13 protein-coding genes and 1 pseudogene are annotated in these 12,481 nt (G+C 48.0%); 13 read left to right on the top strand and 1 reads right to left on the bottom strand.

What is annotated here, in order from left to right; genetic code table 11:
* Nucleotides 1–3 precede the first annotated feature (3 nt).
* The 12 genes and pseudogenes from EKM87_RS05165 (at nucleotide 4) to holA (ending at nucleotide 11,390) form a co-directional block, all read left to right on the top strand.
* Entirely contained in the window at nucleotides 4–297 is a 294-nt protein-coding gene (locus EKM87_RS05165; RefSeq protein WP_125682557.1) for a UPF0223 family protein, read from the top strand.
* Nucleotides 297–1,088: an inositol monophosphatase family protein gene (locus EKM87_RS05160; protein ID WP_125682555.1), complete on the top strand. Its 792-nt coding sequence runs from the start codon at nucleotides 297–299 to the stop codon at nucleotides 1,086–1,088. The genes EKM87_RS05165 and EKM87_RS05160 overlap by 1 nt, the downstream gene beginning before the upstream one ends.
* 137 nt (nucleotides 1,089–1,225) lie before the next feature.
* Complete coding sequence (typA, locus tag EKM87_RS05155; protein WP_125682553.1) at nucleotides 1,226–3,076, top strand: translational GTPase TypA; 1,851 nt, start codon at nucleotides 1,226–1,228, stop codon at nucleotides 3,074–3,076.
* Between the two features lie 145 nt (nucleotides 3,077–3,221).
* Nucleotides 3,222–4,376 carry an FtsW/RodA/SpoVE family cell cycle protein gene (locus EKM87_RS05150; RefSeq protein ID WP_125682551.1) on the top strand — a complete coding sequence of 385 codons (1,155 nt, stop codon included), beginning with the start codon at nucleotides 3,222–3,224 and terminating at the stop codon, nucleotides 4,374–4,376.
* A 17-nt stretch (nucleotides 4,377–4,393) separates the two neighbouring features.
* Nucleotides 4,394–4,687 carry a YlbG family protein gene (locus tag EKM87_RS05145; RefSeq protein ID WP_125682549.1) on the top strand — a complete coding sequence of 98 codons (294 nt, stop codon included), beginning with the start codon at nucleotides 4,394–4,396 and terminating at the stop codon, nucleotides 4,685–4,687.
* The gene (rsmD, locus tag EKM87_RS05140; RefSeq protein WP_125682546.1) at nucleotides 4,684–5,247 is read left to right on the top strand and encodes a 16S rRNA (guanine(966)-N(2))-methyltransferase RsmD; all 564 of its coding nucleotides are present in this window, start codon (nucleotides 4,684–4,686) and stop codon (nucleotides 5,245–5,247) included. Before EKM87_RS05145 ends, rsmD begins: the two co-directional genes overlap by 4 nt.
* Nucleotides 5,244–5,729: a pantetheine-phosphate adenylyltransferase gene (gene coaD / locus EKM87_RS05135; RefSeq protein WP_125682544.1), complete on the top strand. Its 486-nt coding sequence runs from the start codon at nucleotides 5,244–5,246 to the stop codon at nucleotides 5,727–5,729. The genes rsmD and coaD overlap by 4 nt, the downstream gene beginning before the upstream one ends.
* Nucleotides 5,730–6,771: pseudogene (locus EKM87_RS05130) on the top strand (SepM family pheromone-processing serine protease).
* A gap of 92 nt (nucleotides 6,772–6,863) precedes the next feature.
* Complete coding sequence (locus EKM87_RS05125) at nucleotides 6,864–7,574, top strand: helix-hairpin-helix domain-containing protein (RefSeq protein ID WP_225428400.1); 711 nt, start codon at nucleotides 6,864–6,866, stop codon at nucleotides 7,572–7,574.
* 41 nt (nucleotides 7,575–7,615) lie between these two features.
* Nucleotides 7,616–8,101, top strand: coding sequence for a ComE operon protein 2 (locus EKM87_RS05120; RefSeq protein ID WP_164506433.1), 486 nt, complete (start codon nucleotides 7,616–7,618; stop codon nucleotides 8,099–8,101).
* A gap of 35 nt (nucleotides 8,102–8,136) precedes the next feature.
* Complete coding sequence (locus tag EKM87_RS05115) at nucleotides 8,137–10,362, top strand: DNA internalization-related competence protein ComEC/Rec2 (RefSeq protein WP_225428399.1); 2,226 nt, start codon at nucleotides 8,137–8,139, stop codon at nucleotides 10,360–10,362.
* On the top strand, nucleotides 10,359–11,390 hold the full coding sequence (gene holA / locus EKM87_RS05110; RefSeq protein WP_125682538.1) for a DNA polymerase III subunit delta: 1,032 nt from the start codon (nucleotides 10,359–10,361) through the stop codon (nucleotides 11,388–11,390). The genes EKM87_RS05115 and holA overlap by 4 nt, the downstream gene beginning before the upstream one ends.
* An 80-nt stretch (nucleotides 11,391–11,470) precedes the next feature.
* Here holA and rpsT read toward each other — a convergent pair whose 3' ends face one another.
* On the bottom strand, nucleotides 11,471–11,725 hold the full coding sequence (gene rpsT / locus EKM87_RS05105; RefSeq protein WP_125682536.1) for a 30S ribosomal protein S20: 255 nt from the start codon (nucleotides 11,723–11,725) through the stop codon (nucleotides 11,471–11,473).
* 278 nt (nucleotides 11,726–12,003) lie between these two features.
* On the opposite strand from rpsT, the gene rpsO reads away from it, so the two are divergent.
* Nucleotides 12,004–12,273, top strand: coding sequence for a 30S ribosomal protein S15 (rpsO, locus tag EKM87_RS05100; protein ID WP_125577216.1), 270 nt, complete (start codon nucleotides 12,004–12,006; stop codon nucleotides 12,271–12,273).
* The last annotated feature ends 208 nt before the right edge of the window (nucleotides 12,274–12,481 follow it).

Raw genomic sequence — 12,481 nt, 5'->3', positions numbered from 1 at the left:
AGTATGGAACCCAATAATTATGAATACCCCTTACAGCCGGACTGGTCGACGACCGACATTGTGGCCGTTACCACGCTTTATCAACGGGTAGAAGATGCCTACGAACAGAGTCAGGGCGTGGCCAGTGCTGATTTATTGACGGCTTACCGGGATTTTCAACAGGTTGTCCCACAGAAATTTGAGGAAAAACAGCTGGACAAGGCTTTTGAGACTGCGTCAGGTTACAGTATTTACCGGACAATGAAGTTGGCGCGACAGACGAGCGGACAAATCAAAATGAAGGGGACGGCGAAATAATGAGTCAGGATTGGCAACGGCTGAACGATGAGGTTACGGCGTTAATTAAGGAAGCACGGGCTAACGTCTTAGAAAAGATGACGGACCCACTGACGGTCAATGAAAAAACGAATCGCAAAGATTTGGTCACTAACGTTGATAAAGCCAACGAGCAATTTTTAATTGCAGGTATTCGACGAATCGACCCAACGGCCCATATCCTAGGAGAAGAAGGATTCGGCGATGACTTGAAGAGTTTAGATGGTCGCGTGTGGATTGTCGATCCCATTGATGGCACCATGAATTTCGTCAAGCAACGAGATAATTTTGCCATTATGATTGGTATCTATCAGGATGGTGTGGGGCAGCTGGGGTACATTGATGATGTAATGAATGATGTCCTGTACTATGGCGGGCCGCAGCTTGGTGGCGTCTGGGCCAATGATGAAAAGCTCAGTGCGCCAGCTAACTTGGCTTTAGCTGACGGGCTGATTGGTGCCAGTGGTCCCTTAGTGATTCACGACGTGGCTCAAATGCACAAAATCATCCACGTTAGCGCGGGGATGCGGGTCTACGGCAGTGCCGGTATTGAAATGATTAATATCATGCGTGGTAAAACGCTGGGGTACATTTCCCACCTCAAACCATGGGATATTGCAGCCGGTCAAATTTTGTTGAACACGTTGGGCGTCCGGGTGTCTGCTATTGACGGGAAACCACTGAATATGCTATCATCTAACCTTGTACTAGTAGCGACGGAAAAAGCGCAACGTGATATTCTCCAAATTGAAGAAGATGACGTCTCACTGTGACACTGTCACAGTTTTTTTATGCGACCGGTCAGTACGGATGGACTTTACCGGCTATTGACGCTACAATAAAGCGTACTTACAGACGTAAGCATGCCGTGATCCATCTAATTCAACAAGCATGAAAGGAAGAAATACACTTGAAATTCAGAGATGATATCCGCAACATTGCCATCATTGCCCACGTTGACCACGGGAAGACGACTCTGGTTAACGAAATGCTTAAACAATCCGACACGTTAGACGAACACACGGCCATTGACGACCGTGCCATGGATACTAACGCAATCGAAAAGGAACGGGGCATCACGATCCTGTCCAAGAACACCGCTGTTCGTTACGGCGACAAGCAAATCAACATCTTGGATACCCCAGGACATGCCGATTTTGGTGGTGAAGTTGAACGGATCATGCGCATGGTCGACGGCGTTTTGCTGGTTGTCGATGCCTATGAAGGTACGATGCCACAGACCCGTTTCGTTTTGAAGAAGGCCTTGGATCAACACTTAACACCTATCGTGGTCATCAACAAAGTTGACCGTGAAGGTGCCCGTCCATCCGAAGTTGTTGACGAAGTCTTAGACCTCTTCATCGAATTGGGTGCTGACGAAGACCAACTGGACTTCCCAGTGGTTTACGCATCTGCTATGAATGGGACTTCTAGTTATGAACCAGAAATCTCAGCACAAGAACACACGATGAAGCCTGTCTTTGACACAATCATCAAGCACATCCCAGCACCAATTGACAACACTGACGAACCTTTACAGTTCCAAGTTGCCATGTTGGACTACAACGATTTCGTTGGTCGTATCGGGATTGGCCGGATCTTCCGTGGGAAGGTTAAAGTCGGCGACAGTGTTACTGTTATGAAGCTTGATGGTACTAAGCAAAACTTCCGGGTTACCAAGTTATTTGGTTTCTTCGGTTTGAAGCGTTTGGAAATCAACGAAGCCCAAGCTGGTGACTTGATTGCCGTTTCTGGTATGGATGAAATCAACGTTGGGGAAACAGTTGTGGCCCCTGATACGTTGGAACCACTACCAATCTTACGGATTGACGAACCAACGCTGCAAATGACTTTCCGGACTAACGACTCACCATTTGCTGGTCGTGAAGGTAAGTTTGTGACGTCTCGTCAAATCGAAGAACGTCTGAAGCGTGAATTGCATACCGACGTTTCCTTGCGAGTTGACGACACCGACAATCCTGGTGCCTGGGTCGTTTCCGGTCGTGGTGAACTTCACTTGTCCATCTTGATCGAAACGATGCGTCGTGAAGGTTACGAATTGCAAGCTTCTCGTCCAGAAGTTATCTACAGAAACGTGGACAACGTTCGTTGCGAACCATTTGAATCCGTTCAAATTGATACGCCAGACGAATATACCGGTTCAATCATTGACACGCTTTCTCAACGTAAGGGTGAAATGAAGAACATGGAAGCTGTTGGGAACGGTCAAACGCGTTTGACTTTCTTGGCACCTTCACGTGGGTTGATCGGTTACTCCACTGAATTCTTGTCATTAACTCGTGGATACGGGATCATGAACCATACGTTTGCTAAGTACTTGCCAGTTATCAAGAACTGGAACCCTGGTCGTCACAACGGGACTTTGGTTTCAATCAACTCTGGTAAGGTTACGACGTATGCAATCATGGCCGTCCAAGACCGTGGTCTTATCTTTACTGATGCCGGTACTGAAGTCTACGAAGGTATGATTGTGGGTCAAAACAGCCGTGACAATGACATCTCTGTCAACATCACGCGTGGCCGTAACCAAACCAACGTCCGGGCTGCCGGTTCTGAAGATATTGCCAAGGTTAAATCACCATTGAAGATGTCTCTGGAAGAATCACTGGAATTCATCAACGAAGATGAATACTGTGAAATTACCCCAGAACACGTTCGTTTGCGTAAGCAAATCTTGAACACTGGTGAACGTGAAAAGGCTGCTAAGAAGCGCCGGACTGCGTCTAAGGCTAAAAAGTAAATTTAAATGAATCTTTACCGGCAAGGTGTGTGGGCAAACCACGCGTCTTGCCGGTTTTTTTGTCGACAGAACCCCGAACAGCTATGCTATAATAAGAGCATTCGATTGCCGTCGTTGGACGGTGGACTTGGAGCGAATGAATCGTATGCAGAAGTTAAAATATTTAGATTATTGGCTAGTGGTGCCTTACCTCATTTTGAGTGTCTTGGGTATCGTCATGGTGTACTCAGCGAGTGCGGATATCGGTTCGCAAAACGGGGGGAGTCCCGGGAGTTACCTGGTCAAGCAAGCAATATACGTGATCATGGGTTTGATTATTGTGAGCTTCATGATTATGTTGAACATTAATAAACTCCGTGATAAAAACATTTTGCGGTATGCTGGTTACGTTGCTTTGGCGTCACTCTTACTCTTGCTAGTAATGGGGCAAACCATTAATGGGGCGGCTGGGTGGTTCCACCTGGGGCCCATCAGCATTCAACCTGCTGAATTCGTAAAATTTTATGTGATTATTTGGCTAGCCAACGTCATTGCGCAACGCCAGGATGACATTGAGTTGTATGGATGGTGGGTGACCATGCGTTGGCCACTAGCTATTTGTGCGGGAATCGTGGGCCTGATTCTGGTGCAACCCGATTTGGGTGGGGCAACCATCAACGCCACCATTATCTTTGTAATGGTGCTAGCGAGTGGTATCAGCACCAAAAAGTCCGTGTCAATTTTTGGTGCGGCGTTATTAGGTGTTGTTCTGGTCGTTTTCCCGCTATTAACCAAAATTTCCGAAATGGGTTTTGCTAAGAACGTTTACCAGTTACAACGAATTGTGGCCTTTGTTCACCCGTTCGCTCATTCGCAGGGCGTTGGCCAGCAATTAGTCAATTCCTATTATGCGTTGAGTAACGGTGGCATCTTTGGTGTTGGTTGGGGAAACAGTATTCAGAAAACGGGGTACTTACCTGAACCGAACACCGATTTTATTATGGCAATTTTAACGGAAGAGTTGGGGCTCGTTACAGCACTGGCTGTCGTGACCCTACTGTTTATCTTGATTTTGCGGACCCTGTTAGTCGGAATCCGCAGTAATTCAACGTACCAATCCCTGATTTGCTATGGGGTAGCTACCTACTTGACCATTCAATCGATTTTTAACTTGGGTGGTGTTCTTGGGATGCTACCAATTACCGGGGTGACTTTTCCATTCATCAGTTACGGGGGGTCCAGTACCTGGACTTTAGCGTTAGTGATGGGAACGGTCATGAATATTAGTGCCCGGCAGAAACGGTTCCGGGCGACACATTAAGCAGAGGAGGTCAGAACATGGCATTTGAAATTCAGCCGCGGCAGAGCTTGATTGTTTACACGTACAGTTTAAAGCAGACCCGGCAGCTAAAACGGTATGGCACCGTTATGTACGTCTCCAAGAAGATGCGCTACGTGGTGATGTACGTTGACCAAAAGGACGTGACGAGTCTGACGGACCAATTGAATAAACTTCGGTTCGTTAAGCGCGTAGTGGCCTCTGCCCGACCAGAAATTACCGAAAGTTTTAACGGTGTTGCCGAAGAGGTCGCCGAAAATTCCGAAGATGAAACGAAGGATGATGAGGAATGAGAATTGTCGCAGGTGACTTTGGTGGACGACGGTTAAAGGCCGTTCCTGGAATGGCGACCCGCCCGACCACTGATAAGGTCAAGGAAGCGCTGTTTAACATTATCGGCCCGTACTTTGATGGTGGCCGCAGTCTGGACCTGTTTGCGGGTTCCGGCGGGTTGAGTATTGAAGCCGTTTCTCGTGGAATCGAGCAGGCTGTTTTGATTGATCGGCAATATGCGGCGATTAAAACCATCAAGGATAACGTGGCAGTGACGAAGGCCGCGGGGCGGTTTGAAATTATTAAACGTGACGCAAACAAAGCCGTTAAGGAATTGAGCGACCGTGGGGATCAATTTGATTTAGTGTTCTTTGATCCACCGTACGCCCAACAGAAAATTGTTGATCAAATGAGCGTTTTGCGGGAGCTAAACCTGTTAACGGCCACAGCCCGAGTCGTTTGTGAGACTGATCAAAACGCGCAGCTACCTGATAAAATTGCTGGATTTGATTTGGTTGAACGGCGTGATTATGGGATCACTGAGTTGACGATTTATGCGGTAGGGAGTGAAGCTGAATGACGATTGCTGTTTTCCCAGGGAGCTTTGACCCGTTGACTAACGGTCATTTGGATCTAATTTCCCGGGCTAGCCGCATGTTTGACCAGTTGATCGTAGGTGTTGGCCAAAACACTGCCAAACGGGGATTGTTTACGGCTGCTGAGCGAGTAGCTTTTATTGAAGCCAGTACAGCGGACCTACCTAACGTTTCTGTGCAGGTGGAGAGTGGCTTGACCGTTGATTTCTTGCGGTCTGTTCATGCTACTGTCCTCGTGCGTGGTCTTAGAAATAGTGCGGATTTTGAATTTGAACAGGGGATTGCCGGGATGAACCGAACGCTAGCCCCAGATTTGGACACGGTTTGTCTCATGACTGACCCACAGTATCAATTCGTTTCCTCCAGTTTATTGAAGGAAGTGGCGCGCTTTGGCGGGGACCTTACGAACTTGGTCCCAGCAGCGGTCGCATTGGCTTTGACTCAGCGATTGGCGGGTGATCAATAGATGCGATATTGGACGCGACGTCAATGGCGCCAATTAATTCTGCTGGTTACCATCGGAATTGCCGTGTTGGCGTTCTTTTTCCTACCACTTCCTAAGTATATCGAGGGTCCAGGTGAGGCTGACGACTTAAAGTCATTTGTCAAAATGCCAGGTCATGCCGATACCCATAAAGGAAAATTCATGATCACGTCGGTCATGCAGTCGCAAGCAACCCCGGCAACGTACTTGTATGCTAGTTTACACGCCTATGACACCATTGAGAGTATTGATGAAGCCACGGGTGGCGTTAGCACGGCAACGTACGACCGGGTGCAAGACTTCTACATGCAGGACGCCATCAATGAATCAATCTATACGGCGTATAAAGCAGCCAATAAAACTGTTAAACGGACGTATCTCGGAATTTACGTGGTGAGCGTAGATAAGACCTCACCATTCGCGAAAGCGTTGAAGGTCGGCGATACAGTTACCAAGGTCAACGGCCGCCACTTTGATTCGATGGTCGGCTATCAGAAGTACATTCAAAAGCAAAAGGTCGGCCAAAAAGCAACGATTACCTTTAAGCATAAAGGGAAGACGAAACAGGCGACTGCCAAGCTTATGCGTCTGCCAACGAAGAAAGCTGGGATTGGTATCACCTTGACGGATAACGTGAAGGTGACTGCTAAGCCTAAGGTTTCAATCGATGCTGGTAATATTGGTGGGCCGTCTGGTGGATTGATGTTTAGTTTGCAGGTATACACGCAGGTAACGGGTCAAAACCTCCGCCACGGCAAGAAAATTGCCGGAACGGGGACGGTGGATGGCGATGGCAACGTCGGTGAAATTGGTGGTATTGATAAGAAAATCATTGCTGCAAAACGCGCCGGTGCCACGGTTTTCTTTGCACCATACGTCAAGCCTAGCAAGTTACTGCTATGAGGAACACCATCAAACGAACTATCAACTGGCTAAATCGACAGCTAAAAAGTATGCCCCCAACATGAAAGTTGTGCCAGTTAAAAACTTTAATGATGCGGTGCATTACCTGAAAACTCATTAACTAACGAAAGCTTGGAATTTTTCAAGCTTTTTTATTTTTCCTAAAAAAATTTCGACTTAAATACGGAGTTAGTGGGAAAGGGGGTCATTAGTTTGGAAAATATCAAGTCGTGGTGGTGGGACCGTTCGCAACGGGATAAGTGGCTTATTGGTGGTGTCGTTGCGTTGATTATTATGGGAATCATGGGGGGCTTGTTATTACATCAACCTGCGACGCCAGCCCCACTACCGGCTGCAGTACCGCCGGCAGCACAGGGGAGTCAGCGTGAATCTGGCGTTGTTCGGGAGAATGCAGCTCGTGTGAGGGGGGACGCCAGTTCTGCTAGCAGCCATGATACCCGGGTGTTTGTCGATGTTCAGGGTGGCGTTAACCATCCTGGCCTTTATCAATTTTCAGCGGAGATGCGGGTGGCGGATGCCATTAAGGCTGCCGGGGGATTGGCCGTGCGCGCTGATCGACAGCAGGTCAATTTGGCAACTAAGCTAACGGATCAACAACAGCTCTATATTCCGTTGCGCGGTGAGAAAGCACCGGCAGCGCAGGCTACCAGTTCAACGGCGAATACGGCCAGTGGCAGTCCAGCGGCTAAGCAAGGTAGTAGTGGGCCAGCTGCGGTGATCAACTTGAATACAGCAACCGTGACAGAGCTTCAGCAGTTAACGGGAATTGGGGAGAAAAAGGCCCAGAAGATTGTGGATTATCGTTCTGAACATGGCTCCTTTAAGGCGGTCAAGGATTTGAGTCAAGTACCGGGTTTTGGAGACAAAACGGTTGCCAACTTGCAGGATCAACTCACCGTTTAAGCACCGTGGTATACTTAAAAATAAAATTTGAAAATGGGGTAATGATTGTGAAACGTGAACGAATTCCTTGGGATCAGTATTTTATGTTGCAAGCGTTAGTGATTTCTACGCGGAGTACTTGTAATCGGTTGTCCGTGGGCGCGACGATTGTCCGGGATAAGCGGATCATTGCGGCGGGGTACAATGGCTCCGTTTCAGGGGATGACCATTGTTTAGATGCCGGTTGTTACTTGGTTGATGGACATTGTGTACGCACAATTCACGCTGAAATGAATGCGGTGTTGCAGTGCGCTAAGTTTGGTGAAGCAACCGATGGCGCCGAAATTTACGTGACTGACTTCCCTTGTTTACAATGTACCAAGATGCTGTTGCAAGCGGGAATTCGTAAAATTACTTACATGCGCAATTATCATAACGACCCGTATGCCCAAAAATTGATTGCCTTAAAGGGTGTCGAGTTAAACCAAGTGACGGTTGCTCCTGAAATGTTGACGCATTTGTCCTTTGATCAACCTAAACACGATTAGTGGCTCCCGGCCATTGGTTTCTCATCAGTTTGGTCGTGGCGGCGTATACCGTTTTAGTTGGTGGCCACTTTTGGGGTGGTTGTTTGCTGTTAGTGATTGCGGTGGGGCGAGTCGTCACGCTACGTTCATGGCGAACTCTGGGGGTGATGGTTGGCGTGCTCCTTCTCATGGCTGGATATTTGGCATTGCGGGAGCACCAGCTTAAGCAACGAGAGCTTAGTTATTTGCACAGTTCACCTGTGAGCTTGCGACTGCGGGTTCAACCAGATGCTATTTCGGTGCGCGGCGCGGCTTATTACCTGACTGCCAGGGTGGCGACGACCGGAGAGCCAGTACTGATTCACGGTCGGGTGAAAACTGCTGGTGAATTGGCAGCCCTAAAACGGGTATCAGTCCCGCAGTTGTGGGTGATTCGAGGACAACAACAGGGGATTTTACCGGCGACCAACTTCGGTCAATTTGATGCCGCCAAGTACTGGCGACGACGAGGAATCGTTAAAACAATTGCCGTCACGGAATTGACTAGCCAACAGCCCGCTCAGAGTACGCTGTACGGCTGGTTTAGTGATTGGTGGCATAGTTGGCGGGCAAGACTAATTCATTACTGTGAGGGGCTACCAGGCGCTTTGAGTGTCTATGCGTTGGGTCTGTTTCCGGGACAAAAACGGGCAGAGACGGCCTTAGAGTTACAGGGGATGCGTCAGCTGGGATTGTTGCATCTTTTTGCAATTTCGGGAATGCACGTTGCCTTGCTCCTGGGTGTGTTAACTTGGGTACTAGTACACTTACGGTTGGCCCGGGAACACTGGGAGTGGCTGTTATTATTGGGATTACCCGGCTACTTTATTTTAGCGGGTGGCGGCAGTGGTGTCCTCCGGGCTTGTTTAATGCGGGGAGTACAGCTCTTTGGGAAAAGAATCGGTCGACCGATCGGAACTTTAGATGCCTGGGCGAGTGCACTCGTAGGTGGTCTGGTGCTGAACCCGGGCTTATTATTTGAGCTAGGTGGTCAATTAAGCTATGGGCTATCTTTAGCCCTGATCTTGTTAGCCAATGAACGCGTACATTGGCGCCAAGTAGGTTTGACACTCCTCAGTCTGCCTAGTCTACTAAGCGGTGTTTTCCAGTGGCATTTTTTGACGTTGCTGGCAAATTGGGTGATTGTGCCGCTGTTTCCCACTGTTATTTTGCCACTCACCGTTGTTGGTACGCTGAGCGGTCACTACTTGCCGCTAGTCAGTCAATGGATTGCAAATATTTTGGGCAGGTTTGACGAACTTTTAGAGTGGTTTGGGAAGCTTCCGGGTAACGTAGTCTTTGGTCAGCCAGTCTGGTGGTTAACGTGGGTGTGGGTGGCTCTGACTTGGGGACTATTTACCCGTCCAGTGGCTCAACGCCGGCGCTGGATTTGCGGCCTATTGGCCAGCTATGGGCTTGCGTACGGACTGATTCACGTACCATTTTCCGGGGAAGTGACTTATTTTGACGTGGGCCAAGGAGACAGCATTTTGATTCGCGAGCCGTATAATCGGCGAATCTCTTTGATCGATACGGGTGGTCGTTTGGGGTTTCGTGAGCCAGACTGGGTTCCACGATTACCCGCAACATATGCAGCTACGCGGACCAGCTTGGCTTATTTACGTAGTCGTGGTATTACCCACATTGATGATCTCTATCTGACCCACCATGATGCGGATCATATTGGGGATTTACCAGCATTTTTGCAGGACATGCGGGTCGGCCGAATCCTGGTACCATCGGGGATGGAGCGGGAACCGAGCTGGCAGTATCTGCTCCATGGTAGTCGAGTTTCAGTCCAACCCATTAAGGTGGGAACAGTCATGCCGCTCAAAGTGCTACATCCTTTTGAAGCGGCGCCGGCTGAGAATGCCAACTCCTTAGCATTGCAAGGAAGCTTTGGTGGCCATAATTTTCTGTTTATGGGAGATTTGGACCGTCCGGGTGAACAAAAAATATTAGACGCGGTCCCGCAGCTGCGGACGGACGTGTTAAAATTAGGACATCATGGTAGTAAAACGGCAAGTGCGCCAGCATTTTTGGCGCAAACGAAACCACAGTGGGCGATTATTTCAGCGGGGCGGCAAAATCGTTATGGTCATCCTAATCAGGAGACACTTGCAACCCTCAGCGATTTAAAGATACCGGCGGTCAGCACCCAGACGAGCGGAATGATCCGCTATTCCTATCACGGCACACATGGTTTTTGGCAAACTAAACTAAAAGGGGACCAAGAGACGTGACGATTAACGAACTCTTAAAAACATTGGGCCAAGGCGGCCAATTAGCGAACGTCTATCTGATTCTGGGTGAGGCGGATTATTTACAACGCAGACTAAAAGCAGGGTTTAAAAATAGTGTGCCTGCAGAAGAACAAACCATGAATTTTGTCAGTTATGACATGGATACGGTCCCATTGGCAGTTGCCTTGGATGACGCGATGGCAGCGCCATTCTTTGGCGAACGACGCGTCGTTTGTATCGACAACCCGCAATTTCTGACGGGAGAAACGAAGAAACAAAAGGTTGATCACGATATTGACAGCCTTCAAACATATTTGGGGTCACCCATGCCGAGCACGGTACTCGTCTTCTTTGCGCCCTACGAAAAACTAGACGGTCGTAAGAAGGTCGTCAAGCAACTGAAAAAAACGGCCACGATGATTGAAATCGGTAATTTTTCCGAACGAGATGTCCGACAGTTTATTGGCGACCAGTTGAAGAGTGACGGGTATAGCATGGCACCGAACGCGCTAAACGAGTTGATTCAACGAACAGATGCTGATTTAACCCTTATGATGAGTGAGTTACCTAAGCTGGAACTTTTCACGTTGCCGGCAAAGGAAATACAGCTAAGTGCTGTGACCGGCCTAGTTCGCCAGACATTGACCCAAAATGTCTTTGATTTGGTCAATCGCGTCTTGGCTAAGGATACGGCAGGGGCGGTGACCCTTTATCGGGAATTGCTATTGGCTAAGGAAGAACCTTTGCGAATCAATGCCATCTTGCAGGGACAATTCCGGCTATTGATTCAGACTAAAATTTTAGCTAAGCAGGGATATAGTCAAGGAAAATTGGCCAGCATTTTAAAAGTTCATCCATATAGAATCAAACTAGCGTTGCAATCACATCGCAGATTCAAGCTGACTGATTTAAACCGGGCTTACTTAGGATTATTTCGGGTTGAGCAGCAGATGAAGTCGACGGCCATGGAACCGGAGATGTTATTTTCACTCTTCATGACACAGTTTGCGGCTCAGGTGCCCGCGTAAAAAAGAAAAATAGACAAAAAAGGGGGTCGACCAATTGGTCGACCCCCTGATTGCATCATCTAATCATGTTGATTAATTGATTACTTAGCTAAACGTGCAGCCATCCGTGACTTGTCACGGGAAGCCTTGTTACGCTTGATCAAGCCCTTTGAAGCGGCTTTGTCAACTGCAGCACTAGCAGCGCGGTATAATTCTTCTGCGTTGTCGGCGCCAGCCGTCTTAGCTGTTTCAAAACGCTTAACGGCAGTCCGCATAGTGCTCAATTGAGCAGAGTTGCGTTCGTTAGCCTTCACGTTCGTCTTGGCACGTTCGATTGCTGATTTGATAATTGGCATGAAAATTTCACCTCCGAATGAGAAATCCTTTGTACCGGAAATCTTAATTTCAACGTAAGTTATTATACAGAAGGCACCGACTGAATGCAATAGCTAGGCTCGATAAATGTAAAGTAATTTTACTTGATAGCTACTTGGGGGAAAAGGCTTGCTATTTCAAGGCAAGTTAAGTATGATTGATAACTGTGCAAAAGCACAAACCTCTAACTTAGTTTGTCGGGCGGCCACCGTCGACTTACTCAGTTTGGGGCACTTATTTGAAAGGTGGTATATTTACCATGGCTATTAGTCAAGCAAAGAAAAACGAAATCATCAAGCAATACGCCCGTCACGAAGGTGACACGGGTTCTACTGAGGTCCAAGTTGCCGTTTTGACCGCTGATATCAACGAAATCAACGTTCATATGCAACAACACCGTAAGGACTTCCACTCACAACGTGGGTTGATGAAGAAGATCGGTCACCGTCGTAACCTTTTGGCTTACTTACGTAAGACTGATGTTCAACGTTACCGTGAATTAATCAAGAGCTTAGGTCTGCGTCGTTAATTCTACGCGACTTATGGGTCCATTTCCCGCTGGGAGATGGGCTTTTCTTATGCCTTTAGGCCCGGTTGAGCACGCTAAAGCGTGCGAAACAAAAAACCACCCGCTATGCGGGCGGATAGTAAATCAGTTATGACGAATTTACAATTGAAGTGCAACAAGTAAGAAGAAAATAAAAAAGAACTCATAGCCTGAGTCCTGTAAAATGAAG

The sequence above is a fragment of the Levilactobacillus yonginensis genome (genome assembly GCF_003946265.1).
Classification (GTDB): domain Bacteria; phylum Bacillota; class Bacilli; order Lactobacillales; family Lactobacillaceae; genus Levilactobacillus; species Levilactobacillus yonginensis.
The sequence above is the reverse complement of the archived record's forward strand: the minus strand, read 5'-3'. Positions and strand labels throughout refer to the sequence as shown.

Excerpts from the sequence above, each read along its gene's own strand:
- EKM87_RS05120 (WP_164506433.1), top strand. The coding sequence starts at position 7,616 with ATGATTGTGAAACGTGAACGAATTCCTTGGGATCAGTATTTTATGTTG.
- rpsO (WP_125577216.1), top strand. The coding sequence starts at position 12,004 with ATGGCTATTAGTCAAGCAAAGAAAAACGAAATCATCAAGCAATACGCC.
- EKM87_RS05165 (WP_125682557.1), top strand. The coding sequence starts at position 4 with ATGGAACCCAATAATTATGAATACCCCTTACAGCCGGACTGGTCGACG.
- rpsT (WP_125682536.1), bottom strand. The coding sequence starts at position 11,725 with ATGCCAATTATCAAATCAGCAATCGAACGTGCCAAGACGAACGTGAAG.
- coaD (WP_125682544.1), top strand. The coding sequence starts at position 5,244 with ATGACGATTGCTGTTTTCCCAGGGAGCTTTGACCCGTTGACTAACGGT.
- rsmD (WP_125682546.1), top strand. The coding sequence starts at position 4,684 with ATGAGAATTGTCGCAGGTGACTTTGGTGGACGACGGTTAAAGGCCGTT.
- EKM87_RS05150 (WP_125682551.1), top strand. The coding sequence starts at position 3,222 with ATGCAGAAGTTAAAATATTTAGATTATTGGCTAGTGGTGCCTTACCTC.
- EKM87_RS05160 (WP_125682555.1), top strand. The coding sequence starts at position 297 with ATGAGTCAGGATTGGCAACGGCTGAACGATGAGGTTACGGCGTTAATT.
- EKM87_RS05145 (WP_125682549.1), top strand. The coding sequence starts at position 4,394 with ATGGCATTTGAAATTCAGCCGCGGCAGAGCTTGATTGTTTACACGTAC.